At 67.2% G+C, this 25,809-nt stretch carries 28 protein-coding genes; 9 read left to right on the forward strand and 19 right to left on the reverse strand.

Annotation, left to right across the window (positions count from 1 at the left end; translation table 11 throughout):
- Positions 1–27: 27 nt before the first annotated feature.
- Positions 28–1,293 carry a glycosyltransferase gene (locus AAEX57_RS02615; protein ID WP_342090702.1) on the reverse strand — a complete coding sequence of 422 codons (1,266 nt, stop codon included), beginning with the start codon at positions 1,291–1,293 and terminating at the stop codon, positions 28–30.
- Positions 1,294–1,431: 138 nt separating this feature from the next.
- Between AAEX57_RS02615 and AAEX57_RS02620 the strand changes: the two genes are divergently transcribed.
- Positions 1,432–1,668, forward strand: coding sequence for a hypothetical protein (locus AAEX57_RS02620; RefSeq protein WP_342090703.1), 237 nt, complete (start codon positions 1,432–1,434; stop codon positions 1,666–1,668).
- Between the two features lie 17 nt (positions 1,669–1,685).
- Here AAEX57_RS02620 and AAEX57_RS02625 read toward each other — a convergent pair whose 3' ends face one another.
- From AAEX57_RS02625 to AAEX57_RS02645, 5 genes are all read right to left on the reverse strand, one after another.
- The gene (locus AAEX57_RS02625; protein WP_342090704.1) at positions 1,686–2,066 is read right to left on the reverse strand and encodes a type II toxin-antitoxin system VapC family toxin; all 381 of its coding nucleotides are present in this window, start codon (positions 2,064–2,066) and stop codon (positions 1,686–1,688) included.
- Complete coding sequence (locus AAEX57_RS02630; RefSeq protein WP_342090705.1) at positions 2,063–2,332, reverse strand: hypothetical protein; 270 nt, start codon at positions 2,330–2,332, stop codon at positions 2,063–2,065. Before AAEX57_RS02630 ends, AAEX57_RS02625 begins: the two co-directional genes overlap by 4 nt.
- Before the next feature lie 99 nt (positions 2,333–2,431).
- Positions 2,432–3,394, reverse strand: a complete 963-nt coding sequence (locus tag AAEX57_RS02635; protein ID WP_342090733.1) for a quinone oxidoreductase family protein — start codon at positions 3,392–3,394, stop codon at positions 2,432–2,434.
- Position 3,395: 1 nt separating this feature from the next.
- Positions 3,396–3,824 (reverse strand): HXXEE domain-containing protein, encoded by a 429-nt coding sequence (locus tag AAEX57_RS02640; RefSeq protein WP_342090706.1) that lies wholly within the window; start codon positions 3,822–3,824, stop codon positions 3,396–3,398.
- Positions 3,821–4,300: an HXXEE domain-containing protein gene (locus AAEX57_RS02645; RefSeq protein ID WP_342090707.1), complete on the reverse strand. Its 480-nt coding sequence runs from the start codon at positions 4,298–4,300 to the stop codon at positions 3,821–3,823. The genes AAEX57_RS02640 and AAEX57_RS02645 overlap by 4 nt, the downstream gene beginning before the upstream one ends.
- Positions 4,301–4,376: 76 nt before the next feature.
- On the opposite strand from AAEX57_RS02645, the gene AAEX57_RS02650 reads away from it, so the two are divergent.
- A complete protein-coding gene (locus AAEX57_RS02650; RefSeq protein ID WP_342090708.1) occupies positions 4,377–4,952 on the forward strand; it encodes a TetR/AcrR family transcriptional regulator in 576 nt (191 codons plus the stop codon).
- On the opposite strand, the gene AAEX57_RS02655 is transcribed toward AAEX57_RS02650, so the two are convergent.
- From AAEX57_RS02655 to AAEX57_RS02675, 5 genes are all read right to left on the reverse strand, one after another.
- Positions 4,949–5,602, reverse strand: a complete 654-nt coding sequence (locus tag AAEX57_RS02655) for a dihydrofolate reductase family protein (RefSeq protein ID WP_342090709.1) — start codon at positions 5,600–5,602, stop codon at positions 4,949–4,951. The two genes, AAEX57_RS02650 and AAEX57_RS02655, sit on opposite strands and share 4 nt — an antisense overlap.
- Before the next feature lie 168 nt (positions 5,603–5,770).
- Positions 5,771–6,187, reverse strand: a complete 417-nt coding sequence (locus tag AAEX57_RS02660; protein WP_342090710.1) for a type II toxin-antitoxin system VapC family toxin — start codon at positions 6,185–6,187, stop codon at positions 5,771–5,773.
- Entirely contained in the window at positions 6,184–6,423 is a 240-nt protein-coding gene (locus tag AAEX57_RS02665; protein ID WP_342090711.1) for a FitA-like ribbon-helix-helix domain-containing protein, read from the reverse strand. The genes AAEX57_RS02660 and AAEX57_RS02665 overlap by 4 nt, the downstream gene beginning before the upstream one ends.
- A gap of 56 nt (positions 6,424–6,479) precedes the next feature.
- On the reverse strand, positions 6,480–7,283 hold the full coding sequence (gene zupT, locus AAEX57_RS02670) for a zinc transporter ZupT (protein WP_342090712.1): 804 nt from the start codon (positions 7,281–7,283) through the stop codon (positions 6,480–6,482).
- 54 nt (positions 7,284–7,337) lie between these two features.
- Positions 7,338–8,078 (reverse strand): polysaccharide deacetylase family protein, encoded by a 741-nt coding sequence (locus tag AAEX57_RS02675; RefSeq protein ID WP_342090713.1) that lies wholly within the window; start codon positions 8,076–8,078, stop codon positions 7,338–7,340.
- Between the two features lie 186 nt (positions 8,079–8,264).
- Between AAEX57_RS02675 and AAEX57_RS02680 the strand changes: the two genes are divergently transcribed.
- Positions 8,265–8,525, forward strand: coding sequence for a type II toxin-antitoxin system Phd/YefM family antitoxin (locus AAEX57_RS02680; RefSeq protein ID WP_342090714.1), 261 nt, complete (start codon positions 8,265–8,267; stop codon positions 8,523–8,525).
- Positions 8,522–8,908 (forward strand): PIN domain-containing protein, encoded by a 387-nt coding sequence (locus AAEX57_RS02685; RefSeq protein WP_342090715.1) that lies wholly within the window; start codon positions 8,522–8,524, stop codon positions 8,906–8,908. Before AAEX57_RS02680 ends, AAEX57_RS02685 begins: the two co-directional genes overlap by 4 nt.
- Positions 8,909–8,918: 10 nt before the next feature.
- Here AAEX57_RS02685 and AAEX57_RS02690 read toward each other — a convergent pair whose 3' ends face one another.
- On the reverse strand, positions 8,919–9,509 hold the full coding sequence (locus tag AAEX57_RS02690; protein WP_342090716.1) for a DNA-3-methyladenine glycosylase I: 591 nt from the start codon (positions 9,507–9,509) through the stop codon (positions 8,919–8,921).
- Between the two features lie 162 nt (positions 9,510–9,671).
- On the opposite strand from AAEX57_RS02690, the gene AAEX57_RS02695 reads away from it, so the two are divergent.
- Positions 9,672–10,916, forward strand: coding sequence for an APC family permease (locus AAEX57_RS02695; protein WP_342090717.1), 1,245 nt, complete (start codon positions 9,672–9,674; stop codon positions 10,914–10,916).
- Positions 10,917–11,043: 127 nt separating this feature from the next.
- Here AAEX57_RS02695 and AAEX57_RS02700 read toward each other — a convergent pair whose 3' ends face one another.
- The gene (locus AAEX57_RS02700) at positions 11,044–13,179 is read right to left on the reverse strand and encodes a vWA domain-containing protein (RefSeq protein WP_342090718.1); all 2,136 of its coding nucleotides are present in this window, start codon (positions 13,177–13,179) and stop codon (positions 11,044–11,046) included.
- Between the two features lie 176 nt (positions 13,180–13,355).
- On the opposite strand from AAEX57_RS02700, the gene AAEX57_RS02705 reads away from it, so the two are divergent.
- Complete coding sequence (locus AAEX57_RS02705; protein WP_342090719.1) at positions 13,356–14,528, forward strand: serine/threonine-protein kinase; 1,173 nt, start codon at positions 13,356–13,358, stop codon at positions 14,526–14,528.
- A gap of 34 nt (positions 14,529–14,562) precedes the next feature.
- On the forward strand, positions 14,563–15,069 hold the full coding sequence (locus AAEX57_RS02710; protein ID WP_342090720.1) for a DNA-binding protein: 507 nt from the start codon (positions 14,563–14,565) through the stop codon (positions 15,067–15,069).
- 30 nt (positions 15,070–15,099) lie between these two features.
- Here AAEX57_RS02710 and AAEX57_RS02715 read toward each other — a convergent pair whose 3' ends face one another.
- The 5 genes from AAEX57_RS02715 to AAEX57_RS02735 all read right to left on the reverse strand — a co-directional run bounded on the left by AAEX57_RS02715 (position 15,100) and on the right by AAEX57_RS02735 (position 22,641).
- The gene (locus AAEX57_RS02715) at positions 15,100–16,584 is read right to left on the reverse strand and encodes a uracil-xanthine permease family protein (protein ID WP_342090721.1); all 1,485 of its coding nucleotides are present in this window, start codon (positions 16,582–16,584) and stop codon (positions 15,100–15,102) included.
- A gap of 167 nt (positions 16,585–16,751) precedes the next feature.
- Positions 16,752–18,467 carry an ABC transporter family substrate-binding protein gene (locus AAEX57_RS02720; RefSeq protein WP_342090735.1) on the reverse strand — a complete coding sequence of 572 codons (1,716 nt, stop codon included), beginning with the start codon at positions 18,465–18,467 and terminating at the stop codon, positions 16,752–16,754.
- A gap of 28 nt (positions 18,468–18,495) precedes the next feature.
- Entirely contained in the window at positions 18,496–20,574 is a 2,079-nt protein-coding gene (locus AAEX57_RS02725) for an ABC transporter ATP-binding protein (protein WP_342090736.1), read from the reverse strand.
- Between the two features lie 11 nt (positions 20,575–20,585).
- Positions 20,586–21,575 carry an ABC transporter permease gene (locus tag AAEX57_RS02730; RefSeq protein WP_342097739.1) on the reverse strand — a complete coding sequence of 330 codons (990 nt, stop codon included), beginning with the start codon at positions 21,573–21,575 and terminating at the stop codon, positions 20,586–20,588.
- Between the two features lie 73 nt (positions 21,576–21,648).
- Entirely contained in the window at positions 21,649–22,641 is a 993-nt protein-coding gene (locus tag AAEX57_RS02735; RefSeq protein ID WP_342090738.1) for an ABC transporter permease, read from the reverse strand.
- A 244-nt stretch (positions 22,642–22,885) separates the two neighbouring features.
- Between AAEX57_RS02735 and AAEX57_RS02740 the strand changes: the two genes are divergently transcribed.
- Entirely contained in the window at positions 22,886–23,179 is a 294-nt protein-coding gene (locus tag AAEX57_RS02740; RefSeq protein WP_342090739.1) for a hypothetical protein, read from the forward strand.
- Positions 23,180–23,204: 25 nt separating this feature from the next.
- On the opposite strand, the gene AAEX57_RS02745 is transcribed toward AAEX57_RS02740, so the two are convergent.
- Positions 23,205–24,761 carry a dolichyl-phosphate-mannose--protein mannosyltransferase gene (locus AAEX57_RS02745; RefSeq protein ID WP_446721058.1) on the reverse strand — a complete coding sequence of 519 codons (1,557 nt, stop codon included), beginning with the start codon at positions 24,759–24,761 and terminating at the stop codon, positions 23,205–23,207.
- Positions 24,762–24,869: 108 nt separating this feature from the next.
- Here AAEX57_RS02745 and rsmI point away from each other — a divergent pair, with 108 nt between their 5' ends.
- Complete coding sequence (rsmI, locus tag AAEX57_RS02750) at positions 24,870–25,805, forward strand: 16S rRNA (cytidine(1402)-2'-O)-methyltransferase (protein WP_342090740.1); 936 nt, start codon at positions 24,870–24,872, stop codon at positions 25,803–25,805.
- The last annotated feature ends 4 nt before the right edge of the window (positions 25,806–25,809 follow it).

A 25,809-nucleotide genomic window follows, 5' to 3' on the forward strand; every position in this document is an offset into this window, starting at 1 on the left:
TCCTGCCCCGTCACAAGAGGGGCAGTTTCATTTCTTGTCGGTTCTCTCGCACGCGGCCAGGTCAAGGATGTGGTCGGCGCAGGCCGCTGGCCCGTCGAGTCGCCCTGCGACAGCGGCCAGCTCGCGGGCCTTGGTGCGCAGGGACTCGTCGTCGAGCAGCCGGGCGACGATTCCGGGGAAGTGGCCACGGAGCAGATCCCCCGCGGTGAACCGGAGCGCATTGCCGTGCCGGACACACTCGTCCAGGTTGCAGCGCTGTTCCAGCTGCAGGCCGATCCCGGCGAAGGGTGCCCCGGAGGCGCAGGCGGTCTGCACGGTTCCCTCGCCGCCGTGAATGATCGACGCGTCCACCAGCCCCGCCAGTCGATGGGCGGGCAGGAAGTCGAAGACCCGGATCCGTGGTGACAAGGCTGCACGGTCTCGGTCATCCAGGAAGCGACCGGCCGTGGTCACCACGTCCAGCCCCATCCGGTCCAGCTCGGTCAGGATTCGTCGAGCCAAACCGGCATTGCCGGACGAGCCCAATCCGACGTACACCGCAGGGCGCTGTCGGTCAGCCAGCGCCGCCACCTCTGACGGCAGTTCCTCGTCGCTTCGGGCATAGACCGGCCCCACCGCCACCTCGCCCGGGGCGAGCGGCCGTCCGTCGAGCAGCGGAAAAAGCGAAGCGATCAGGTCGACGTCGGCGGCCATCGCGTCCAGCGTGGTGCGGGGGAGCTCCAGCCCGTGCTCGCGGGCGACCCGTCGGAAGGCCGACGGCTGCCATGTCACCCGCGGTGCGGCGATCCGCGCCAGCCCTCCCGCCAGGCGATTGCCCGACTGGGGCAGCCGGCCATCACCGGCCAGGACGGGCAGCGTGCGGGCGGCGGCCAGATGGCCACGGCTCAGCGGGAAGGGTTTCACGTAGGCCAGCGGCACTCCGGCAATCCGAGCGGACAGGAAGATCGACAGCGTGCTGCCAATCACGATCGCGTCCGGTTGCCAGCGTCGGATCAGTTCCAGCTCGCTGGCCACCCGGCGGCGGATCACCGACGTCGTGAAGGGATGGCGCAGGCTCCGGCCCTGGTCGGCGGCGATCAGGGCATCCGCGTCGGCCTCGCTCAGCTCGGGCTTCAACAGCTCCAGATCAAAGCCGGCGTCTCGCACATAGTCGGCAAACCGGGGGGAATAGCCCATGAAGCGCACCGCGTGCCCTCGGGCGGCGAGCTCTCGGGCCACCTCCACACCGCGAGACGTCTCGCCCAGGTTGAAGGTCTCGGGGGCACACAGGATCCGCGCGGGGCTGTTCTGCATGATCCCATCGTGACACTTGCTGGTGTACTCGGTTCCGAGTTCGTGGCTCTTCGAAGGCCCTGAGTCGACGCCCGCCTATCCTGCGGGTGTGTTCACGTCGACGAACCCCTCGCCCCTGAACGCCGCCGGGCCCGACGCATGACCAGCTCGCTCGTCGTGGTGACCGGCATCGCGATGATCCTCAGCCTGGTCGGAGGCCGGCTGGTGGCCGTGTCCGCCCGGATCGCTCCGACGCCCGGCGCCGTCCACCGCCTGCAGTTCCCCCTTGCCGTCGTCACGGTCTGCCTGACCGCAGCAGCCCTGATGACGGTGCGCAGCGAACCTGCGGTCGCGCTCGTCGCCGGCATGCTGGGCGTCGGCGACCAACTGGCCTGACACGTGGTTCGTGCTTGTCAGAGCACTTCCAGTCCGCGCGCACCCGCCGCTGCCTTGAGGGCGTCGTCGAACGTGGCGACTCGGGCCGAGGTCTGCTCGGCGGTCAGCAGGACACAGCAGTCGGGCATCTTCGCGCGGGTGTTGGCCCGTAGGCGAGCCAAGCGAATTCCGGCGTCATGTGGGAGGGGAGTGATCTCGATTCCCAGGGAGCGGATGTCGGCCGACATCTGTTGGTCACGGTGTTCCCGGGCCGCTCGCACGAGGACCTCGGCCTGGTTGATGGGGCCGATGGTCATTGGTTCATCCGGATTGTCCCTGAACAGCCTCTCGGCCGCTTCGTGGTGGACGTCGTGGGCATCGAACAGGGCGATCAGCACCCCGGCGTCGAGCGCGATCATTCGGGCCACTCGGCCCGCAGGCCATCGAGGTAGCCAGGCTCGTACAGGCCGGTGTAGGAGCCGCTGACGCGATCCACTGCGGACAGGCGCCGATTGTGCCGGGCGGCCGCCTCGGGCTCGATGCTCTTGAAACCCTCCTCGATCAGATGGCGCAGGAGGCGAGCGGGCTTGTCCCGGTCGGCGGGCCACCTGCGAGCAGCAGCATGCAGTGCCGCGGTGATCTCGGCGGTCTCCGTCACCGGGTGGCGGCGCTTCGTGGTCGGCATGTCCCAAGTGTAACTCTGCTTCTGGGTGTCACACCTGACCGTGGTCTCCGCAGTCGAGCGCCCTGACCTGACTGGTGTCCCGATGGACCGGAGGCGTGGTCAGGCAGAGAAGGACGAAGGCTGAGGCAGGTGGTCGATCACCCGGGCTCCGCACGTTCCTGGGGTGCCCAGCTGCCGGTGTGCATCGGCGGCCTGATGCGGCGCGAAGGTGACGCCCACGACGCCGGGGAGTTCCCCGTCGGCAATCCGGTGGGCAAGCCACGTGAGGTCGCGGCTGTCGTGGCCGGCCGCCACCGGACGGGACACGATCCCTGAGCGACGAGCTGGCATGAGTGATCGAGGCCAAGCACTTCCGTCGGTCAAGGCCATGCGAGCCCCAGGCGCGCCAGCGCCACACCACGTCTTGGGCTCGCCGGCGGCGAGCACGATCCCGTCGTAGTGCAGCCCCTGCTGCAGGGCAGCGCAGTCCTGACTGCGATGGTCCACGACGAGATCGGCGCCCATCTCATGGGCGGCGGTCTGGGCCGCCCGCCCCACCACGGCGTCCACCCGGGCGCCGAACAGCCCGGCCAATCGAATGGCCGCCAGCCCCACTGGACCACCGCCCCCAACCACCAGGATGTGGTCACCTGGGCGGGGCCTGACCACGTCGCGGATGGCGCGCAAGGCCGTCAGGCCGCCAAGCGCGGGTGCGACGTCTGCAGCGACCAGGTGATGATCCCGCGGGAACAGGCCGCACCGCTCCGTCTCCACCGCGAGGAGTTCGACCGTCGTGCCGCGGGCACACAGCGGTTCCAGGCCAAGGACCACGGCCACGGGGGTCCCCATCGGTAGTGCGGTGTCACCCGCATCGGCCACCACGCCCACGGCATCAAAGCCCGTCTGCTTGGGGAAGCCCAGGCCGTGGGGGAACCGGCCACGGCGAAACTCTGCGTCGATCCGGCTCACGCCGCTCGCTACGGTACGCACCAGAACCTGACCGGATCGCAGCTCGGGGATGGGAATCTCGTCAATCGTCAGGACATCAGGACTGCCATGCCGGTGGTACTGGACCGCCCACATCTCACTCACCACTGTGGTCTTGGTGCCAGATCTCGCGCAGGACAACGCCGGCGCCCACCCATCCCGGCGCGACCGACGTCGTCGTGCCCGGCATGATCGTGCGCGTCCGCCAGGATGCGGCCAGGTGCATGCCGAAGGCCGCGGACCAGCCGGCGCACAGCACGCTCGTCGCTACTTGGGTGGCCCGCGGGTGCCGACGGGTCAGGGCCCAGGCGGTCGCCAGCCCCACGCACTGGGATGCCTGTGCAGTCACGCGTCGACGAGGGTCGTGGGCGGCCATCCAGTTGCCCTGCAGGTGCCGGTCCAGCCACGGCATCGTCGTGGTGCCGACCCTGCGATACCAGTCCTCGACGCTGACCAGAACCTCCTCGGTCTGGTGCACGGCGATCAGCGCAAGCGTCATCACCCAAAGGCGGTCATTGCGGTTCATTGCTTCTCCTTGGTCTCGTGGTTCCGGGCAGCGAGGGCTCCCACGGCGTGGGCGACGGCCAACCAGCCACCGGTCAGTGCCACGGCGCGCAGTGGCCGGGCGACGCCAGGCGCGCCCGCTTGGCGCAGTCGTCGCGTCGCCCACCACCACTGCGGCAGGACGACGGTGGGTGAGGTGGCAACGCCCGTCGTGTACCGGCCGGTGAGCGCCGAGGCCGCCAGGTGCCCGAAACCGTGCGCGCCGAAGACCAACTGCACGTCCTGGTAGAGCCAGCCGCGCCCACGGGTGCGAATCCCGTCGACGACGGCCGCGCCGTACAGCACGCCCATTGTCGCCACGCCTACCCGCACATGGGTTTGCGAGACGCCGGTTGTGGGTGCCATGGTCAGCAATTCCTCGCCGTCATTGGCCAGGAAGGAGACCCACAGGGACAGCGGGATCAGCCAGCGGTCCGGGCCGACGAGCATGCCGTCCATCATTCCTCCACTTCCGAAACAATCAGTAGCGATACCAACGGTAGCGCAAAGGGTAGCGATCTGGAAGGGTGGTCGCATGGCAATGGGGAGACCGCGGGATGCGTCGGTGGAACACAAGGTGCTGGATGCCGTGCGCGCCCTGTTGGCCGTGCGCGGGTACGCAGGTCTGCGGATCGATGAGGTGGCCGCGCGCAGCGGTGTGGCCAAGACCACCATCTACCGCCGGTGGCCGAGCCTCGCCCATCTGGTGGTGGCCGCCGTGGTGGACCTGGTGGGGGAGCGCGACCTGACCTTCGTCGGCGACCCTGAACAAGATCTTCGCGCCGCCTGCCGCGTCGGGCTGGTCTCGCTGCGCCAAGCGGGTCCCGGGGTTGCGGCGCTCGCAATGGAGGTCCACCGGCAGAGCGACGACGAGCTGCGACGCGCCTACCGCGCCGCCCTGATCGACCCCGTCCGCGAGGCGATCGTCCGTGCCATCCGGGAAGGACAACAGGCGGGACGCTTTCGCGCCGAGATGGATCCCTACGTCACCGCCGATGCCCTCGTCGGCGCTGCGGTCTATCGGCTCGTCATCTTGCACGAGACCCCCGACGAGTCTGACCTGGAGGCCCTGCTGGACGTGGTGCTGGCCGGCCTCGCGTCGGTCGGTTAGCTGACCTCGCGGATCACGTCCTGGCCGTCCTCGACGGCTGCGGTGAGGTCATTGACGAACTCGGTTGGGGTCATCTCGAGGGCCAGGCAGCCGTTCGGGGTGACAGCGCTGCTGGTCACCTGCATCGTGTGGGCCGGGCTGGTGTCGGTGAAGACGCCCGAGCCGCCGCCCACCACCACCGGGGCGACGACGAAGCGGTAGATGTCCACCAGGCCCGTCTCGTGCAGGGTGCGGGCGAGTTTCACCGAACCGTGTACCTGCAGCTCACCTGGCGTATCGGATGCCTTGATCTCCCGGATCCGGTCCAGGAAGTCGGCTCCCAGAACAGTCGTGCTGTCGGCCCAGACGTCGGTAGCCAACTCGCTGGAGGTGACGACGTACTTGTGGGCGCCATTGATGGTGGCGGCCACCGGGTCTGCCGGGTCTGTAACCTGCGGCCAGTGCGATGCGAACGTGTCGTAGGTGCGGCGGCCGAGCAGCAGCGCGCCGCACTTGTCGAACCAGCCGGTGACGGCCTCGCCGACGCCCTCGTCGAAGACCGGCATCAGCCAGCCGCCGTTGCTGAAGCCGTCCCGCGGGTCCTCCTGGGCCGAACCGGGGCCCTGCGAGACGCCGTCGAAGGTGCGGAACAGGTTGATGCTGAGCTTCATGGGGCTTCTCCTTGGGGTGGTTCCCGGTGCCGGGGTTGGCGGGGCCGCGGGGAAGGGACCTGGCTCGAGCAACAGGTTACGGGCCACCGAGCGTTGACGCGAGTGGTTTGGCCACCCCATTCACCGGGCGGTGAGTTCTGCTCCCGTCATGTTTGTGACTCGGGGCCGTCACTGGAATTCCCACGGATTGATCAGGGTGAGTCCCAGTCCCTCGAAGTCGCGGACATTGCGGGTGGCCAGACTGGCATCGACGGTGAGGCAGGTGGCGGCGATCAGGCCGTCGAAGCCGGCCAGTGGGCGGCCCGAGAGCCGACGGCGGGCGACGCATTCCGCGTAGCGGTCGGCCATCTCCTCGGTCAGCGGGAGGCAGGCTCCCAGCGTCATCAGGGCTCGCTGGATGTCGGCGCCCAGCTCGTCCCTTCGTCGCCCTTCGGGGAGACTCGCGACGCCGGACAGCAGCTCGGCTCGGGTGATCAGCGTCGTCACCGGTGTTTCGCGCAGCGACCGGAACCATGTCCGCACGGGCGGCGCGGCGTGCTGCCCCTTGAGGATTTCCGACACCACATTGGTGTCCAGGACGATCACCACTGCTCCGAGCCGCGGGTGAGTTCCCGGCTGGGAATCTCCAGCTCGACGCCGTCGTATCGATCGCCGATCTCGGCCAATTGCTCAATCCACGACAGATCCGTGCGGGATGGCTGCAGCGCGGAGAGCAGAATGTCGCGCGCCTCCGCTTCCATGGAACGGCCGTGTGCGGCCGCGCGCAGCCGTAACCGCTGCTTTGCCTCCTCGGGGAGCTTGCGAACCGTGATCGCCGTCATGCAGCAATGATATCAATGCAACAAGACCCAACCCGGTCCAGTCCCGGCTAGGTGGCTCAGGAGCCGGCGAACAGGATGAAGCTGGCCACCATCACGGCCATGCCGGCGATCATTCCGTAGATCGTCTGGTGCTTGTCCGTCGCATAGCGCCAGGAGCCGGGCAGCAACTCGTCGACCGCCAGGAAGACCATCATTCCGCCGACGATGCCGTAGAAGATGCCGAAGAAGGCCGGTGGCACCACCCAGCTGACCAGGGCTGCGCCGATCAACCCGCCGAGCGGTTCGGTCAGGCCGGAAACCGTCGCCCACCAGAAGGCCTTGCTGCGGGACTTCGTCGCGGCATAGACCGGGGCGGCCACGGCGATGCCTTCCGGGATGTTGTGGATGGCGATCGCCGTGGCCAGGGTGAGGCCCACCTGCTGGTCCTGATAGGAAGTGAAGAAGGTGGCCATGCCCTCCGGGAAGTTGTGCAGCGCCAGCACCAGCGCGGCCAGGAGCGCGGAGCGCATCACCTGCTGGGTGGCGGTGATGCTGCTGGAGCTGAGCTCGGCGCCCTCCTGCTCATTGGGGTTCAGCGCCGACGGCAGCAGCCGGTCGATGCCGAGCACCGCGGCTATCCCGACGAAGAAGGCCGCCCACACCACCATCATGGCGCCTCGCTCGGAAGTGCCGGTCTGGCGCAGGTAGTCGACGCCCAGTGGGACGATCTGCACCAACGAGATCAGCAGCATGGCGCCGGCCGCGAAGGCCAGGGCGACGGCCAGGTACTCGCGTTGCGGGCTGCGGTTGCGCACCGCCATGGCGCCGCCCACGCAGGTTGCGAGGCCGGCCAGGAGTGAGATCAGCAGCGCGAGTACCATCCACCGGAGTCTAGGGGTGCCGTGGGCCGCGGGCTTGAGCGGCTCGGTCTCGCCTCAGCAGCGAACCTTCGGCTTCTGGGCGGTGGGGCCGGTGTTGCGGCACACCTCGAGGCCCCGCTTCCGCAGGCCGGTGACCATCTGCTCCACGGCGGTGGGGTTGAAGGCCTTGTGCTGCATGTGCATCAGCACGGTGTCGCCGGGCCTGGCGGTGCGCACCACGTAGCGGACCACCGTGGTGCGGCTCTTCCCGCGCCAGTCATTGGTGTCCACGGTCCACAGCCAGATCCGCATCCCCTTGTCGGCCGCGGCGCGGCGCACGGTCTTGTTCTGCGCGCCGTAGGGTGGCCGCAGGTAGTTGGCCTGCACGCCGGGTGTCCCGAGTTCCCTCGTGATACCGCGGTAGCTGAGCCTGGTCAGCTTGGGGTGGTTGTTGCTGTGGTTGAAGACGTACATGCCGTGCTTGCGGGCGAAGGTCACGTCGATCTTGCCGCTGCGGACACACTGGCCGGTGGGGAAGAGCACCAGGCTCACCCTGAGCTGCTTCGCGGCCAGCACGGTGCGTCGGAAGTCACGCACCGAGCGCGGGCAGTCGTCGTAGCTCAGCACCACGCGACGGGTGGTGTTCGGCCCCCGGAACTGGTTGTACGCCGAGCTCGTGCCCTTGGCGACGATCGGAGTGGCTGGGCGCTCTGGGATCGGTGTGCCCTGGGCCTGTGTTGGCAGCCCGGCGCTCAACAGCAGCAGGCTGGTCCCTCCAATGGCAATCGACCGTGCGACCCGCTTGCTTCCCGACATGTCTGCTCTCCCCTGAGACGTTATGGCTGGGCAGCTGCCCAACTCCGTGCTACGCCTCGAAGGGGTCGGTCTCCGGCCCGACCCGGACGAGCTTCAGCCCAGCTCCAGACGCGGCGTGTCGTCAGCTGCTCGCGTCGGGTGGACACGCCTCTGTGGGTAGTAGACAATTGTCTAAAAGGGGAGGCCATGAAGACGATCAGCATTGGTGAACTGCGACAGAACCCCACCGGGATGCTTCGTGAGGTGCGCAGCGGTGCGGTGTACGCCGTCACCGACCGGGGTGAGGCCGTCGCGCGGATCACCGGTGTGCAACGGCAACGCTGGATTCCCAGCGTGGATCTCAACGAGCTGCTGCAAGAACTTGGCCCCGACGCCGAGTGGCTGGCGACGGTGCAGGGGGCACGGGCAGCCGAATCCCCCCGCGACCCGTGGGAGTCCTGCGGATGAGCAGGGCACTGCTGGACACCAACCTGCTGATCTCCGGCGACCTGTTGCAGCCGGGCTTCGAGGTGACCGTCTCGTCGCTGACCTGGGCCGAGCTTGGCTACGGGGTCCGCAAGGCGACCGACCCGTTGGAACGGGCGCGTCGCGAGCGACGCCTGGCGCGGCTGCGGGCGGTCCTGGGTGAGGGGCTTCCCTTCGACGATGCCGCAGCGGAGGCCTACGGCGTCGTGTGCGGGCTGGTGCTGGAGTCGGGCCGTGATGTCCGCGGGCGTGCCATCGATCTGATGATCGCAGCGACGGCTGCTGCACACGGGGCGGCCGTGATCACCCGGAATCCCAAGGACTTTGCCGGGCTCGAGGGTCTGGTGGAGGTGGTTGGCGTCTGACCGGGCGCCCTCAACCCCAGATGCCAGAACTGCCGCGCCGCCAGGAACCCACCAGGTGGGTGTCGACGATCCCCACCGCCTCCATCAACGCGAACATCGTCGTGGGGCCGACGAAGCGGAAGCCGGCCTTCTTCAGCGCCGTGGACAGCGCGACCGATTCCGGCGACTGGCTGGGGACGTCCGCAGCCGTGTGGGGGTGAGGGGTCTGGTCTGGTTGGAAGCCCCAGATGAAGTCCGCCAGGCCGCCGTGTTCCCGCAGTGCCACCGTGGCGCGGGCATTCGCAATCGTCGCGTCGATCTTGCGGCGGTTGCGGACGATCCTGGCGTCGGCCATCAGCCGTTCGACGTCATCCTCTCTGAAGGCGGCCACGCTGTCCGGCTCGAAATTGGCGAAGGCCGCGCGGAAGTTCTCCCGCTTGCGCAGGATGGTGGCCCAGCTCAATCCCGCCTGGAAGGCCTCCAGACTCAGTCGCTCGAACAACCCGCGCTCGTCACGCACGGGCATGCCCCATTCCTCGTCGTAGTAGCGACGAAGCAGATCGTCCTGTGACGCCCACACCGGACGGGCCTTGCCGTCCTCCCCGATCACCAGATCACTCATGGCTCCATGCTGACACCCGGCTCTGACATTTCTTGAGATCGCAGCGGCACCGACGCAACCATGGTCCGCCGGCCTCGCAATCACGATCCCCGGGCCTGTCGGGGGGTTCTCACCCACGGATCCGTTCACCTGCGCGTCGTCTGGCATCCCTAGCCTTCCTCCGTGCCGACACCAGAACCGCAAGCAACGCTGGCCCGACGACTGGGCCTGACCGACGCCGTGATGATCGGGCTGGGCTCCATGTTCGGCGCCGGCGTCTTCTCCGCCTTCGCCCCGGCCGCCGCGGCCGCGGGGCAGTGGTTGCTGCTCAGTCTGGCGATCGCGGCCGTCGTCGCCTTCGCGAATGCGACGTCGTCCGCCCAGCTCGCCGCCCGCTACCCAACCAGCGGTGGCACCTACTTCTACGGCCGTGAAGAGCTGGGGCAGTGGCCGGGTTTCCTGGCCGGCTGGTGCTTCGTGATCGGCAAGACTGCCTCCTGTGCGGCGATGGCGCTGACCGTCGCCTCCTACTTGGCGCCGTCGCAATGGCAACGCCCGCTGGCGATCGCCGCGGTCTGGGCGCTGGCCGCGGTCAACATGTTCGGCGTCACCCGCACCGCCCGGCTGGCCCGGATCCTGGCGGTGGTGGTGCTGGTGGTGCTGACCGGCGTCGTGCTGCTCGGCTGGCTCGGGGAACCAGCAGCTCCCATCCGGCAGGCGGCCGTCGGCGGCAGTCCGCTCGGAATCCTGCAGGGTGCCGGTCTGCTCTTCTTCGCCTTCGCCGGCTACGCCCGGATCGCGACGATGGGTGAGGAGGTCACCGAACCCCGTCGGACCATTCCGCGCGCCATCATCCTGGCGCTGGGCATTGCCCTGCTGGTCTACGTCGCCGTCGCCCTGACCCTGCTGCGGGTGCTGGGCGCCGACGCCCTGGCCGCCAGCCCGGCCCCCATCGCCGACGCCGTGAGGGCCGTGGGCGCAACCTGGGCGCAACCCGTTGTCCGATTCGGTGCCGCGGCCGCGGCCCTGGGGGCGCTGCTCAGCCTGGTCACCGGCGTCGGCCGCACCAGCCTGGCGATGGCCCGCGAAGGCGACCTTCCCCGCGCCCTGGCGGCGGTGGACCCGACCCATCAGGTGCCCCGTCGGGCCGAGGCCACGCTGGCGGTGGTGCTCACCGTCCTGCTGCTGGTCACAGACCTGCGCGGCGCGATCGGCTTCTCCAGCTTTGGGGTGCTGCTCTACTACTTCGTCGCCAATGCCTCGGCCTGGCACCAGCGCGAGGGGCGGCTCTACCCCCGGGCCCTACAGGGTCTGGGCATGCTGCTCTGCCTGGTGCTGGTGGTCACCCTGCCCACGGCGTCGGTTCTGGCCGGGCTGGTGGTGCTGGCGATCGGCGTGCTGGGGCGCGTGCTGCTGCGCCGGGATTGACCCACGCCCGGTGCCCGGGGTGCGCTGGCGCCACGGCCGCTTCCACCGGCAACCCCCACGCAGACATGAGCCGACCCGGCGGGCACGGGCCCGCCGGGTCGGCATCAGATGGTGTTGGTCAGCATGTTCAGGCGTCGTCCTTGGCGGACCACGGGTTGGGCGGCGGCGTCTGCTGGTTGCCGGGCTGCGCCTTGGCGCCGGGCTGACCGCCCTGGTTCGGATCGCCAGGAGCCGCAGGACCGGTGGAAGTCGCGCCCTGGCTGCCGGAGGCCGGCGGCCACGTCGTCGGGTACTGGCCTGATCCGTTGGTGGCATTCGGGTGGCCACCGGTCGTCGGAGCGGCCGACGCAGCACGTCGCCGACGCAGCGCGACCGTCACCCCACCGGCCACCAGCGCGAGCCCGGCCAGGCCCAGCAGGGCGGGCATCACATTGCCGTCCTTCTTCTCTTCACTGGCCGAGGTGGCCTCGGTGCTCTCGGTGGAGGTTGCCTCGGCGGTGGCCGACTCGGTCGGCTCCTCGGTGGGCTCGGTGCTCGTCTCCGCGCTGGCGGACTCGCTGGCCGTCGCCTCGGGAGCGGCGCTCTGCGACGATGGCGCAACCTCGCCCTTCTTCGCGTAGACCGGCACGCCCTGCACGGGCTCGTCGACGCTGGCCACGAAGCGGTAGGGGACGGAGACCTTGGGGCCGTTGGTGGCGCCCCGCACGGTGACGACGAGGGTGTAGTTCCCCGCGAGCCAGGCACTGTTGCTCGTGTAACGGTGCACCCGCTTGAAATTCACATTGACCATCGTCAGCGAAGGCGAGGAGTCCCAGTCCGCCAAGGTCGTGGTGTCCTTGGTGATCATGTTGCCCGTGGGGTCCAGCAGCTTGGTGGTCAGCCACATCTTGTTGTTCTTGTAGGTCTTGGCCAGGGAGGCCGACGGCTTGGGGATCTGGACCTTGACGCCCATCGTCTGTCCCCAGCCCACCGGCATCTTGTAGGTCTGGATCTCGCCGGTCTTGACATTGGTCTCGTAGGTGACGCCACTCTCCACCGCGGCGGCATTGGCCAGCTGGTTGCCGCCGACGAGGGTTTTTCCGGCGGCCAGTGTGGGCACCGCGATGTCGTAGTTGTTGGGAGGCTCGGGCAGGTCGGCGAGGTTCGTCACCGGGGGCACCTCGGTGACCCGAAGCTGCAGCGGGCGCACCGCCGTGTCGGCGTCGGTGCCATCCCGGCTGACCCGCATCAACAGGTCGGTGGACGTGTCACAGGCGTCGTCCCCCGAGTACTGCGGCACCTGGGCGGCGGCGGTGAGCGTCGTCGAGCTGCCGTCCGACGAGCCGGAGCCGGTCTGGGATGAGCAGGTGGTGCTGCCGGCGATGAGCTCGATCTTGAGTGAGTCGTTGTGACCCATCACGGGTTCCAGCAGCGCGGAGGCGGCAATCGTCGAGTGGGGGATGGTGCGGTGCAGTTGGTAGTAGCGGGTGCCGGCATCGGTGCCGGGCGCGCCCAGGCTGTCCACATAGTCACCCACCTGGATGCTGGGGGCGCCGACGGCGGTCGGGGTGCCGGCCACCTTCTTGCCCATGTAGCCGGTGGGGCGGATGCTCTGGGCCTGGGACTTCTCCAGGGCATCGGAGAGCTGGTCGGCGTTCTTGGCGTCGTAGTACTTGCCCTTGCCCTTGCCCGCGATGCACTGCAGCTGCTTGCGGGTCTTGTCGTCGACACCCAGGCCCACCACGTTGATGGAGATGTCGACGCCCTTGGCGGCGATCTTCTCGGCAGCCGCGCACGGGTCCGGCTCACAGGTGGCCTCGCCGTCGCTGACCAACACGATGGAACGCTTGCCCTTGTCGCCCAGATCCTTGGCGGCCTCCTCCAGGGCATAACCGATCGGCGTCTCGCCGTAGGGCTTGTGGGTGCTGACCGCAGCCTGCAGGGCCGCCTTGTTGTTGGTGCCCATGGGCACCACCAGCTGCGAATCCTGGCAGGCGCCCTTGTCATTCTTGTTCTCGACGGTGGCGCCGAAGACTCGCAGGCCGACCTGTGCGTCGACCGGCAGTTCGGAGATCACCGACGTGAGGGACTTCTTGGCGGCGTCGATCTTGGTCATGCCGCCCTGTGCCGGATCCTTCATGGACCCCGAGGAGTCCAGCAGCAGGATCATCCGGCCGTCGTCGGCATCATCGGCGCGGGCGTCGGGGCTGGTGACCAGCAGACTGCCGGTCAAGCCGATTCCGAGTGCCAGCACCGCAAGGCTGCTTCGTGATCGATGTGTCATGACTTGGTCCTCCTGAACGGCCCGGGCTCGCCGGGGGATACGGGTACATCTAACCGAGTGAGAGGCTCACTCCTTTGCGGTGTTTACGAATGCAAATTTTGCACATGGGTGGCGTGCTGTCAAGCACTTGGTGATCACAACCTGGGGGCGCGCTGGGTGGCATGCTGTTGCCTGACATGGGACAGATCTACGCGGGCCGCTATGAGCTGGTCGACCTCCTCGAGACCGGCGGCGTGGGAGCCGTCTGGCGGGTGTGGGATCGACGCGAGCAGGCCTATCGCGCCGGCAAGGTGCTGCAGCAGTCGGACTCCACCGCGCTGCTGCGCTTCGTCCGCGAGACCGGCTGGCGAATCCACCACCCGCACATCGTGATGCCGCTGGGCTGGGCCGGTGAGGACGATCGCATCATCTTCACCATGCCGCTGGTGCACGGCGGGTCACTGGCCACCGTGCTGGCCGACCATGGCCAGCTGCCGGTGAGCTGGGTGCTGGAGCTGGCCGACCAACTGCTCGACGCCCTGGCCGCTGTGCACGCCCAGGGCCTGGTGCACCGCGACATCAAGCCCGGCAACATCCTGCTGGAGCCCGGGCATCGCCCCGACGTGAAGCTGGGGGACTTCGGGATAGCCGCGCCCGTCGGCGAGCCGCGGCTCACCCGAAGCACCGAGGTGATCGGCACCCCCGGCTACCTCTCCCCGGAAGCCCTTGCCGGGGCGGATCCAGACCCGCGGCAGGACCTGTGGGCCGTCGGCTCCCTGATGGTGCAGTTGCTCACCGGCCAGCGGCCGGGCGCGGTCGTCGAGGTGCCCGCAGCCTGGCGCGGGAATCCGCTGGGACAATGGGTCGAGGCGCTCCTGGCGCCCGTCGACCAGCGGATCCCCACCGCGGCCCAGGCCCGGGAGGCGTTGCGCACGCTGAACCTGGCCGACCTCGACGCCCCGGGCGTGTTGTTGGACGGTGAGGTTGAGGCCTTCGACCAGATCCCAGACCTGCCGCCCGGCTGGGGCGCGCACGGGCCGCAGACCTGGCGCCGTCCCGAGGCCGTGGCCGCTTCGTCCGCGGAGCCGCCCGCCACGCCGGTGCCCACCATCGTCGAGCCGGTGGGGGAGACCGAGGTGCTGGCCGCCTCGAGCCCGGCGGAGCCCGAGCCTGCCCAAGGAATGCCCCTCGCCGGGCTCGGGGGCCGTGGTTCCGAAGCTGCCTACCCAGCCTCGGTGGCCGAGCCTGTCGAGGCCCCCTTGGGTCCGGTGGCCGAGCCCGCCGAGCCCCGAGCGTCCCTCGGCGTCCTCTCGATCATCCTGATCGGGCTGGGGCTGCTGCTGTTGGCGCTGGCACTGCAACTCTCCTGATTTGCATAAGCAAATAGCGCGCTAGGGTGGTGCCATGGACGAGGTGGCACAGAACCGGGCACAACAGGCCGCGCTCTATGGCGCGCCGCTGAACGAGGTGCTGGGGCACTGTGCCGCATCGCTGGGCGTCACCCAGTCGGCGCTGGCGGGGCTGCTGGGGATCTCCGCCCCGATGGTGAGCCAGCTGATCAATGGGCATCGGATCAAGATCGCCAACCCAGCTGCGGCGCAGCGCTTGCGGCAGCTGAGCGAGTTGGTGGCGGAGGTGGATGCCGGCCGGCTGCGCGCCGACGAGGTGGCCGGGCTGATGCAGGCCACCGGACCATCACCCCTGACCATGACCCAGACCCGGCAGCGCACCGTCGCCGTCGAGGTGCAGGAGCTCTTCCGCGGCGCCGCCTCCGCCGCCGACTACCTGGACGCCGCCAAGAAGCTGCGGGGCGAGCATCCCGAGATCGCGGAGCTGTTGTTGGTCTACGGCACGGAACGAGCCGACCGCGCCGAGGCGCTCACCCAGCGCCTGCAGCGCCCGCGCGGCTGACCCTGCTCCGGCCCCAAGCCTGCCGAACCGTCAGCGCGGCGGGTTGCCGCCCTGGTGGCGCTTGGTGGGGTCGTACTTCTCGTAGGGGCGATCCTCCTCGCCGTCGACGGTGTACATGCCGGGCTCGTCGAGGATCAGGTTGGAGCCGCCAGCCGCATCGGAGAGGTACCGGGGTGCGATCGCCTTGGAGACGTGCCACAGGATCACCGTCGCCAGGGTGCCCAGCGCGATGCCGCCCAGGGTGAAGTTCTCGCTGAACTTCAGCGACACGTCGCCGATGCCGATGATGATGCCGGCGGCGACGGGAACCAGGTTGACCGGGTTGCCGAAGTCAACCTTGTTCTCCTTCCAGATCTTGGCGCCCAGCAGGCCGATCATGCCGTAGAGCACGACGCAGATGCCGCCCAGCACCCCGCCGGGGGTGGCGGAGATGATCGCGCCGAACTTGGGGGAGAAGCCAAAACCGATCGCCACGACGGCAGCCACCACATAGGCGGCGGTGGAGTAGACCCGGGTGGCGGCCATCACGCCGATGTTCTCGGCATACGTGGTGGTGGGGCCGGCGCCGGCACCCGTCGCGATCATCGAGGTGAGGCCGTCGGCGATGATCGCCTTGCCCATCGACTCGTCCAGGTTCTTGCCGGTCATCTCCGCGACGGCCTTGACGTGTCCGGTGTTCTCCGCGATCAGGGCGATCACGACCGGCAGCGCCACCAGCGCGAAGGCGAGGCTGAAGTGCGGGGCGTGGAAGCCGAGCACATTGCTGGTGGCGCCGTACTTCCAGCCGGTCAGATCGGTCACCGGCGGCAGGCCGAACCAGTCCGCGGTCTTCACATTGGCCCAGTTCACCCGGTAGGCGGTGGTGCTCTCCCCATTGACGATCCGGGTGATCGGGCCCAGAACCCGGTCGAAGACGGCGCTGAGCAGGTAGCCGATGATCAGTGACAGGAAGATCGCGATCCGGCCCAGGAAGCCGCGCAGGCCCACCGAGAGGAAGACCACCACCAGCATCACGATGAAGGCGGTCCACTGGTCCTGCGGCCAGTAGACCCCGGCGACGACGGGTGCCAGGTTGAAGCCGATCAGCATCACCACGGCGCCAGTCACCACCGGCGGCAGCACCCGGTGGATCACTCGGGCACCGGCAAAATGGATCACCAGACCCACCAGGAAGAGCGCCAGACCGACGAAGAACAAGGCGCCGGAGACGTCGGCCGGGTTGCCGCCCATGGTGTAGATGGCGGTGGCCACACCCACGAAGGAGGCCGAACTGCCCAGGTAGCTGGGCACCTTGTTCCTGGTCAGCGCCAGGAAGATCAGCGTCGCGATGCCGCTCATCATCACCGCCAGCTGCGGGTTGAGCCCCATCAGCAGCGGGAAGACGAAGGTGGCGCCGAACATGGCCACGACGTGCTGGGCCCCCAACCCGATGGTCTTTCCCCAACTGAGACGTTCATCGGGTGCGACGACGGCCCCCGGTGCGAGCTGGCCGTTGCCGTGCAGTTTCCAGAGCATGTGGTTCCCTTCCGGGGCACGATCCTATGCCCGGAGCCACCCATCGACTTCCAGCGGGCGTCGCGAAGGCCGCGGAAGGACCGAGGAATGCTGCTCCCAACGGTTCGGCAGACAAGCGTGGCCCGGAGCGAAAGCTCCGGGCCACGCTTGTCTGTATCAGCGGAAGGTCAGGACTGCAGCTTCTTCGAGCCGGTCACGTATCCAACCTTGGTCCAGTCCGGGATGTTCGCGAAGCCAGGAGCACCGTAGTTCGCGAGATCGGGGTGCTGAACGTAGAAGTCGTAGGACTGCCACAGCGGCACGGTGCCGGCGAGCTCCCACAGCTTCGCGTCGATCTGGTTCATCAGGTCGTAGCGCTTGGTGGCATCCAGCTCCACGGCGGCTTGCTCCAGCAGTTTGTCCACCTCGGGGCTGCCCACCTTGCCGAAGTTCTGCTCGCCCTTCGCCTTCCAGATGGCGTCACCGCTGGAGAGCACCGGATTGCCATTCCAGCCGAACAGGGTGAGGTCGAAGTTGCCGGGAATGACGTACTTGCTGAACAGATCGGTCGGCGGCACCTTGCTGACCTGCATGTTGATGCCGATCGCCTTCAACTCCTCCTGCACCACGGGTACCACGGCCTCGTTGGTCTTGGAACCATCGTTGTACACGTAGGTGACGGTGAGCTGCTTGCCATTCTTCATCGCCTTGCCGTCGGTCATGGTGTAACCGGCCTCGGTCAGCAGCTTCTTGGCTGCTTCGACGTCATACTTGCCGAAGTCACCCGAATTGTCCTTGTAACCGTCCTGGTTGGTCACCAGCAGGTGGTTGTTCTGCTGAGGCATGTCCTTGGGGTAGGGCATCACTGCATTGACCGACTGGAAGATGTCGTCGCGGTTCATGGCCCGCTGCACGGCCTGACGCACCTTGACGTCCGCCAACGGGCGCCCGGGGGCACCATTCAGGGTGATGTGCGTCCAGTCGGGGCCGGCCGCCTTGCGCAGCACGGAACCCTTGCCCACCAGATCCTTCAACACCGTGTAGGTGGCAGGGACCGACGTTTCGGCCTGGTCCAGCTGGCCATTCTTGTAGGAGGTGGCGGTGGCGGGCGGTGACTCGATGGTGGTCCACAGCACCTTGTCGAGCTTCGGCTTGTCGCCCTTCCAGTCCGGGTCGGGCACGATCGACACCGTCTTGTTGGCCTCGTCGGCCTTTTCGATCTTGAAGGGGCCGGCGGTGACCAGCGGCTTCTTGACCCAGCCGGTGTTGAAGGTGTTGGCATCCTTGGCGAGTGCGTCCGGCATCACATCGGCCAGTGCCATCCAGTCGGCATAGGCGGTCTTGAAGGTGATCTTGGCGGTGTATTCATTGGCGCCCTTCTCAACCTTCTCAACTTGGTCATAGCCGCTGCTGGAGGCGATCTGGTAGGCCTTGTCCTTGCCGCTCATCACCCGGAAAGCGTTGTCGATCGACTTGAAGTCAATCGCGGTGCCGTCAGACCACTTCATGTCCGGCTTCAGCTCGATCTCCATGGTGAGCGGGCTGTCCGAGGTCTTCTCGATTCGCTTCGTGTACAGGGGGTTGGGCTCAATCTTGCCGTCGGGGGTGTAGAGGTACAGCGTCGGGAAGATTGCGTACCCGATCTCCTTGGTGTTCTTCTCATTACCATCGGTGTGCCACACATTCCAGTTGGCCGGGAAGGCGTTGTTCGCCAACCGCAGCGTGCCACCCTGACCGACATCCTTGGCGTCCTTGGCATTGACATCGTTCACGTTGGCCGCCAGGGCTCCTTCCGACGAGCCGCCATCGGACTTGCCGGGTTCCGCCTTGCCGCAACCGGAGAAGGCCAGCGTGACGATGGCCGCCGTGGCCAGCCAACGCTTGGCCGTCGTATGAGTGCTCATGCTTCCTCTTTCTCGAAAGGGTCCGCAACTAACCGATGACTAGCGTCTCGGCTTGCGCGACATAGTGGCATGCTGCCCCATGATCGGGGGTCTGGTCTACAAGTTCGGGCGAATTGTGTGTGCAATTGTTACGTTCCGACTCCGAGAGCAGGTTCTTGTAGACCGGACAGCGTCCGGCGAATCGGCAACCCCCGGGAATCTGGTCGGGAGACGGCAGGTCACCGGTCAGCATCAGGCGCTTGCGGGCGCGCTCCCGGTCGGGGTCGGGAACCGGCACCGCGGACAGAAGCGCTTTGGTGTAAGGATGCTTCGGGTCGCTGAAGACCTCTGCGGTGCTGCCCACCTCCACGATCTTGCCCAAGTACATCACCGCCACCCGGTCCGAGATGTGACTCACGACGGACAAGTCATGGGAGACGAACAGGTAGCTCACGCCGAGACGGTTCTTCAGGTCGTCCAGCAGGTTCAACACACCAGCCTGGATCGAGACATCCAGGGCGCTGACAGGTTCGTCGAGCACGATCAGCTTGGGTTCACAGGCAAGGGCGCGTGCAATGCCCACCCGCTGTCGCTGGCCGCCGGAGAATTCGGTGGGGTAACGGGAGGCCTGCTCGGGGATCAGTCCGACGGTCTCCAGCAGCCAACTGATCCGCTCGTCCATTTGCTTGTCCGTGTATTTCTGCACCTGCATGGGCTCCCGCAGGATGTCTCCGATTGGCAGACGAGGGTCCAGCGATGCCATCGGATCCTGGAAGACGATGGAGATGTCCGAACGCATCTGCGCCTTGTCCTTGCGGCCCAGCGTCGAGGTGTCCTTGCCTGCCACTCGAATGGTGCCCTTCTGGGGCTTGACCAGCTGCATGATCTCCATGATCGCGGTGGTCTTGCCGCAGCCGGACTCGCCCACCAGCGCAAGAGCCTCGCCCTCGCGGATGTCGAGGTCAATCTCGTCCACGGCTTTGACCTCACCGATCCGCCGCTTGACCAGGGCGCCCTTGGTGAGGGGGAAGATGCGCTGCAGGCCCTTGACCTCCAGCACCGGGTCACGGTCTTCGCGGCGCGTCGTGATGCTGGGCTCGGCGACATGGTCCCGCGGGAAGATGTCGGTATTGGTGGCCAGCAGGTCTGACAGGTGGCAGGCCGCGCGGTGGTCGTCGTCCACATCGTGCAGCCGTGGCTCCTGAGTGTGGCAGACGTCCTGGGCAATGGGGCAGCGCACCGCGAAAGGACAGCCATCGGGGATGGCCACGAGCGATGGGGGATTGCCCTTGATCGAGACGAGCGGCTCCTTGTGGTCGGAATCCACTCGGGGAACGGACGCCAGCAGGCCGACGGTGTAGGGCATTCGGGGGGAGTAGAAGACGTCGTTGATGGGGCCTTCTTCGACACCCTTGCCGGCGTACATCACCATCACTCGGTCGGCGAACCCGGAGACAACTCCCAAATCATGGGTGATCAGGATGGTAGCCGCCCCGGTGATCTCCCGGGCGCGCTTGAGCAGGTCCATCACCTGGGCCTGGATGGTCACGTCCAGCGCGGTGGTGGGTTCGTCGGCGATGATCAGGGATGGGTCATTGGCGATGGCCATCGCGATCATGGCCCGCTGCCGCATGCCGCCGGAGTACTCATGCGGATAGGCCCCGGCGCGACGCTTGGGGTTGGGGATTCCCACCTCACCCAGCAGCTCCACTGCTCGTTCTGCGGCCTTGGCCTTGCTGATGTCGGGGTGGTGGATGCGCACCACCTCGGCAATCTGGTCTCCGACGGTGTAGACCGGTGTCAGCGCGCTCAGCGGGTCCTGGAAGATCATGCTGATCTCGTTGCCGCGGAGCTTGGACATTTCGGCGTCACCGCGGCCCAGCATGGAATGGCCCTTGAACTCCACGGTTCCCGAAACCTGGGCGCTGCCCGGTAGCAGCCCCATCACCGCAAGCGAACTCACGGACTTGCCGGAACCGGATTCGCCCACGATGGCGAGCGCCTCGCCCTTGTGCAGTTCGTAGTTGAGGCCACGTACGGCGTGGACCGTGCCCGCTTCGGAGTTGAAGTTCACCGTCAGGTCGCGCACCCGCAGCAGCGGGGAGTCAAGGTCAGTGCTCTGGGTCATTGTCAGTTGTCCTAGATCCGGCTGGAGCCGCTGGTCGGGTCGAGGGCGTCGCGCAGGGCCTCACCCATCAGGTTGATGGAGATGACCACCAGGGCGAGCACCAAGGCGGCGGGAATCCACGTGTACGGCGCGGAAATGTTGTAGTCCTGCAAAACCGTGCCCAATGAGACCTGGGGGTACTGGATTCCGAAGCCGATGAAGCTGAGGCCGGTCTCGCCAAGGATCGCGCCGCCGACGCCGAGCGTCGTGTCGATGATGATCCAGCTGGCGACATTGGGAATGATGTGCCGTCGGATGTTGGTCAGGGGTGAGACCCCCATGAACTTGGCGGCATTGACGTAGTCGGTGTTCACCAACTGCTGGGTCATGGCGCGCAGCACGCGAGCGGTCAGCATCCACGAGAAGCTGGCCAGTAGGGGAATCATCCACAACCAGGAGGCCTTCTGCAGGGCTGGGCTGAACAGCATCATGATCAGCAGGCTCGGCACCACCAGGAACAGGTTGATCAAGTTCATCACGCCAGTGTCCACCCACCGGCCCCACTTGTTCTTGGCACTGACATAGCCGGCCAAGGTGCCGAAGACGAGAGCGATCAGGGTGGTCAGGAGAGCAGTGCCGATACCGACCACCAGGGAGATCCGAAGCCCCACCATCACGCGGGCAAAGATGTCCAGACCATTCTCATTCACGCCAAACCAGTGGTATTGAGACGGGCCGGTGAGGGAGTTGCGTAGATCTCGTTCAAAAGGGCCATAGGAGTAGAACATTGGTGCGAAGATGGCCGCGAGCACCAGGAAACCGAAGATGCTCATGCCCACCCACGCGGTGGGATTGCGCAGGAAACGTCGGCGCAACAACTCGCTGCGAGACATCGCTCGGGCCTGCACGGAATGGGGCAGCTCGGTCAGCTCGGCAACCGGGGTGGCGACGGTCTCCACCGTCTCGCCCGCGGTGACGTGCTCCAAGGAGTCCAGCCCACGCGGCAGGGGAGCGGTGGGCATCGGCGTCCGGATCGCCTCCGAAAGTTGATCTCCCTGAGCGGCTTCGGGAAGGTTCTTGTGGTCACTCATGACGTCACCGGATCCGGGGGTCGAGGAGCCCCTGCAGGAAGTCGGCCAGGGTGGCGGACAGCAGGGTGAGGATTGCGGAATAGAGGACGACCCCGGCAGTGCCGTTCACATCGCCCATCTGGAGCGCGGCCACACCGAAGGAGCCGATGCCATTCCAGTTGAACATCATCTCGATGAACAGCGAACCCGCGAAGGCAGCGCCCACGGCGAAGGCCAGGTACTGGCCCATGGGGATCAGGGCCATCCGCAGCCCGTGCTTGGTCATGGCCTTGGACTTGGTCAGGCCCTTGGCCCGGGCGGTGCGCAGGTAGTCAGAACCAAGCACGTCGAGCGTGGTGACCTTCATGTAACGCGAGTATGAGGCCATGCCGAACATGGCCAGGACGATGGTTGGCATGACGAGTGCCTGTGCCTGGTACTTGATGTCTGCCCATGACCCGGGCTCCAGCAGGGGATTGATCGGATTGATTGCCGGTAGGCCATGCCCAGTAGAGTCCATGATCGCCTGGTTGATCTGCTGGACGACCAGAATGGCCACGACGGTGGGGAGCGACAGAACCAAGAAGGAGAACAGCGTGGTTGCCCGGTCTCCCAGGGAGTCTCGGCGCACTGCCGAGATCATGCCCACCAGGATGCCGAGCACGATTCCGATCGCGGTACCAATCACCACCAGTCGCAGGCTCATCGGGACCCGGGTCTGGAGGACCTCGAGAACTGGCGTCATGGCCTTGTTCGTTCCGGTGGTGACCCCGAGGCTGCCATGCACGAGGTCGTTGAGCCAGCGCGTGTAGCGAGTCATCAGCGAGTCGGCCGGGTTGATGTTGCGGACATTCAGATAGATCTGTGCGGTTTCCGGCGGGACTGGCTTGGTGGCGATCGGGGGGTACAGCACCTCCTCTGGGTGCATCAGCTTGGCTGACAGGAGGAATGCGAACGACGTTGCCAGAAAACTCAACAGCAGATAGTTGATGAATCGTAAGGAGAGGAACTTAGCCACGGTGGTGCTCCTTGCTCGTGCACGGCGCCATGAGCGGTGCGGATTTCCTTCCCGATGGGAACCTCACACTGAACTCCGTTGTCATCACGCCGGGCCACTGAACAGTCCCGACTCTTGCGTGCCAACACAGTACAGTGAGGACGCAAGGATCCATCGTAGCGAGACCACATTGAAATGAAATCCACCCGTTGCCACGTTCTGGTGCCACAAGATGGCGCAACTGCCAGTAGCTAAGGTGGGGCGCATGTCCTTGTTCCAGACGGCAGTCTTTGCGGTCGCGGTGCTGTTGTCCGCAGTGGTCGGGGATCTGCTGCACAACTATGACTTGCCGAAGTGGTGGCACACGGTGGCCATCCTGGCGATGGCCGCTGCTGGTGCTTATCTGGCCAATGTCCTGCTGGTCACGGCCATGCTGGGGGCAGGGGTTGGCTGGCTCTTGATTGGCGGGGCCCATCTGGCTATGCAGCATTCAGAGCGACGCAGGGCCATGCACGAGCGGAAGGAACACCGTCACCGGCTCGGACGTCGGATTCCCTGAGCCGTCGGCTGCGAGCGGTTCCCGCTCAGATCCATGAGCGGAACCACATCCGCAGCAGCCACGCCTTGCGGGTCAGCAGGCCGTCGGTGAGGATCGGGTAGATGAAGGCGAAGTTGGCGGCCACCAGGGCCACCGCGCCGCCCGCGATCCACGCCCCGCGTTTGCGACGCGGGCTGTCGGCCGGGCCGATGATCCTGCCCAGCCAGAGCGCCAGGATGATCACGGTGAACGGGATGATGCAGATGGCGTAGAAGAAGAACAGCGGCCGGTCGGCGTACTTGAACCACGGCAGGTAGGTGCTCATCGCGGCGATGATCGGCAGCCCGAAGCGCCAGTCACGCCCGGCGATCCAGGCGACGATGCCGGCCAGCAGGGCCGCCAGGGCCAGCCACCACAGCACCGGGGTGCCGGCGCCGGAGATCACCCGCAGGCAGGTGTCGTTCACCGCCTGGCAGCCGTCGGTGCCCGGCTTGATGCCGTTGACCGCGTCGATCCCGATCGGCCGGTACATCACCAGCCAGCCCCATGGGTTCGCCTCGTAGACGTGGGTGGTGTCCTGCATCATCCCGGTGCCGGTGTGGAAGTCGTACATTTCCTTGTGGTAGTGGAAGAGCGAGGCCAGCGGGGCGCCGAAGACCTTCACCGTCCAGACATCTTGGTGGCTCGCGCCCCAGCCCCGGCTCCAGCCGCCGTGGCTGGTCAGCCAGCCCGTCCAGCAGGCCAGGTAGGTGGGCACGGCCACCACGACCAGATGGATGAAGGCGGGGATTCCGTCGCGCAGCAGCGACGCCCAGGAGCGACCCCCGGCGCCGGCCAGCCGCCGGGCTCCCAGATCCCAGACCACCGACAGGATTCCCATGCTGGCCAGCACGAAGATCGAATTCCACTTCACCCCGCAGGCCAGGCCGAACATGATGCCCGCCAGCAGCCGCCATGGCCGGAACCACAACGCGGGGCCGAAGGCGCCATCCAGATCCCGCAGACCCTTCCGCTCCAGATGAGCCGCGAGCTTGTTGCGGAACCAGTCCCGATCGGCCGCGACGCAGGCCACCGCGCTGACCAGGAAGAGCGCCTGGAAGATGTCCAGCAGACCGATCCGGCTCATGGTGAAGGCCAGCCCGTCCAGACTGAGCAGCACGCCGGCGATGGCGCCCACCAGCGTCGAACGTGACAGCCGTCGGGCCAGTCGGATGGTGACCAGCACCAGTAGGGTGCCCGCCACCAGCGAGCTGAACCGCCAGCCGAAGGAGTTCATTCCGAACAAGTGCTCGCCGACGGCGATCAGCCACTTGCCCAGCGGGGGGTGCACGATGAAGGACGGGTCGGGCGACCAGGAGTCGGTCATGCCCTGCGCGATGGCGTCGTTGATCTTGAGCTTCGGTGACCCGGGCTGGAACTTCGGCCAGCTGCCCTCATAGCCCAGGTGCAGCATGGTCCAGGCGTCCTTGGGGTAGTAGGTCTCGTCGAAGACCAGGTTCTTGGGCCGGTCCAGGTGGATCAGCCGGATCACGAAGGCGAAGGCGGTGATTCCCAGGGTCACCAGCCAGCTGACCAGCCGGTCCGGGGGCGGGGCGTCGCGCAGCCTCGCAAGGGTGCTGTGCGGCGAGTCGTCGCGGACGGTGGTGGCTGGAGTCACGCACCACATCCTATGCAGTGGCTCCGGTTGGTGGCGGCGCGCGACAATGGGGCAATGGACACCGCATCGCCCCAGCCCGACGAGCCGACCCAGGTGGACGGGCCCGACGCGTTCGACCAACCGGTTGACGCCCCGACGGCCCGCCAGTTGGAACCCGACGCGCAGGGCAGGGGGAGGGTGGTGCTGGCCGCCACGCCGATCGGTTCCAGCGTCGATGCGTCCGAGAACCTGCGCGCGGTGCTGACCGGCGCCGAGGTGATCGCCGCGGAGGACACCCGGCGGCTGCAGACCCTGCTGCGTCGCTTGGGGATCACCACCCAGGCCCGGGTAGTGAGCTATTTCGAGGGCAATGAGGCGGCCCGCACCCAGGAATTGCTGGCCGAGCTGCTGGCCGGGCGCAATGTGGTGGTGGCCACCGACGCGGGCATGCCGTCGGTCAGCGATCCGGGCTATCGCCTGGTGAGCGCCGCCGTCGCCGCCGGGCTGGAGGTCACCTGCGTGCCCGGCCCCAGCGCCGTGCTGACCGCCCTGGCGGTCTCCGGCCTGCCGGTGGACCGCTTCTGCTTCGAGGGTTTCCTGCCGCGTTCGGGTGGGCCGCGACGTCGACGGCTGGGCGAGTTGGCCGCTGAAGCCCGCACCATGGTCTTCTTCGAGGCCCCGCACCGGCTGGCCGACTTCCTCGCCGACTGCGCCGCCGCCCTGGGCGATGATCGCCCCGCGGCGGTCTGCCGGGAGCTCACCAAGCCCTATGAGGAGGTCAAGCGGGGTGGGTTGGCCGAGTTGGCCGCATGGGCGGTGGAGCACGCCCGCGGGGAGATCTGCGTCGTGGTGCAGGGCGCCCCGGAACGCGACGGTGCACAGGACGCGCTGGCGCTGGTGCAGCGCCGGATCGCCGACGGGGAGAAGCTGTCCGCCGCCGTCGCCGAGGTGGCCAAGCTGACCGGCGCCAACAAGAAGCAGCTCTACCAGGCGGCGCTGGACGCCCGCTGAGTGG

This window comes from Luteococcus sp. H91, from assembly GCF_038433135.1.
GTDB lineage: Bacteria > Actinomycetota > Actinomycetes > Propionibacteriales > Propionibacteriaceae > Luteococcus.

Coding starts and splice junctions, on each gene's coding strand:
- AAEX57_RS02615 (WP_342090702.1), bottom strand. CDS start 1,293: ATGCAGAACAGCCCCGCGCGGATCCTGTGTGCCCCCGAGACCTTCAAC.
- AAEX57_RS02620 (WP_342090703.1), top strand. CDS start 1,432: ATGACCAGCTCGCTCGTCGTGGTGACCGGCATCGCGATGATCCTCAGC.
- AAEX57_RS02625 (WP_342090704.1), bottom strand. CDS start 2,066: ATGATCGCGCTCGACGCCGGGGTGCTGATCGCCCTGTTCGATGCCCAC.
- AAEX57_RS02630 (WP_342090705.1), bottom strand. CDS start 2,332: ATGCCGACCACGAAGCGCCGCCACCCGGTGACGGAGACCGCCGAGATC.
- AAEX57_RS02635 (WP_342090733.1), bottom strand. CDS start 3,394: ATGTGGGCGGTCCAGTACCACCGGCATGGCAGTCCTGATGTCCTGACG.
- AAEX57_RS02640 (WP_342090706.1), bottom strand. CDS start 3,824: ATGAACCGCAATGACCGCCTTTGGGTGATGACGCTTGCGCTGATCGCC.
- AAEX57_RS02645 (WP_342090707.1), bottom strand. CDS start 4,300: ATGGACGGCATGCTCGTCGGCCCGGACCGCTGGCTGATCCCGCTGTCC.
- AAEX57_RS02650 (WP_342090708.1), top strand. CDS start 4,377: ATGGCAATGGGGAGACCGCGGGATGCGTCGGTGGAACACAAGGTGCTG.
- AAEX57_RS02655 (WP_342090709.1), bottom strand. CDS start 5,602: ATGAAGCTCAGCATCAACCTGTTCCGCACCTTCGACGGCGTCTCGCAG.
- AAEX57_RS02665 (WP_342090711.1), bottom strand. CDS start 6,423: ATGACGGCGATCACGGTTCGCAAGCTCCCCGAGGAGGCAAAGCAGCGG.
- zupT (WP_342090712.1), bottom strand. CDS start 7,283: ATGGTACTCGCGCTGCTGATCTCACTCCTGGCCGGCCTCGCAACCTGC.
- AAEX57_RS02675 (WP_342090713.1), bottom strand. CDS start 8,078: ATGTCGGGAAGCAAGCGGGTCGCACGGTCGATTGCCATTGGAGGGACC.
- AAEX57_RS02680 (WP_342090714.1), top strand. CDS start 8,265: ATGAAGACGATCAGCATTGGTGAACTGCGACAGAACCCCACCGGGATG.
- AAEX57_RS02685 (WP_342090715.1), top strand. CDS start 8,522: ATGAGCAGGGCACTGCTGGACACCAACCTGCTGATCTCCGGCGACCTG.
- AAEX57_RS02690 (WP_342090716.1), bottom strand. CDS start 9,509: ATGAGTGATCTGGTGATCGGGGAGGACGGCAAGGCCCGTCCGGTGTGG.
- AAEX57_RS02700 (WP_342090718.1), bottom strand. CDS start 13,179: ATGACACATCGATCACGAAGCAGCCTTGCGGTGCTGGCACTCGGAATC.
- AAEX57_RS02705 (WP_342090719.1), top strand. CDS start 13,356: ATGGGACAGATCTACGCGGGCCGCTATGAGCTGGTCGACCTCCTCGAG.
- AAEX57_RS02710 (WP_342090720.1), top strand. CDS start 14,563: ATGGACGAGGTGGCACAGAACCGGGCACAACAGGCCGCGCTCTATGGC.
- AAEX57_RS02715 (WP_342090721.1), bottom strand. CDS start 16,584: ATGCTCTGGAAACTGCACGGCAACGGCCAGCTCGCACCGGGGGCCGTC.
- AAEX57_RS02720 (WP_342090735.1), bottom strand. CDS start 18,467: ATGAGCACTCATACGACGGCCAAGCGTTGGCTGGCCACGGCGGCCATC.
- AAEX57_RS02725 (WP_342090736.1), bottom strand. CDS start 20,574: ATGACCCAGAGCACTGACCTTGACTCCCCGCTGCTGCGGGTGCGCGAC.
- AAEX57_RS02730 (WP_342097739.1), bottom strand. CDS start 21,575: ATGCCCACCGCTCCCCTGCCGCGTGGGCTGGACTCCTTGGAGCACGTC.
- AAEX57_RS02740 (WP_342090739.1), top strand. CDS start 22,886: ATGTCCTTGTTCCAGACGGCAGTCTTTGCGGTCGCGGTGCTGTTGTCC.
- rsmI (WP_342090740.1), top strand. CDS start 24,870: ATGGACACCGCATCGCCCCAGCCCGACGAGCCGACCCAGGTGGACGGG.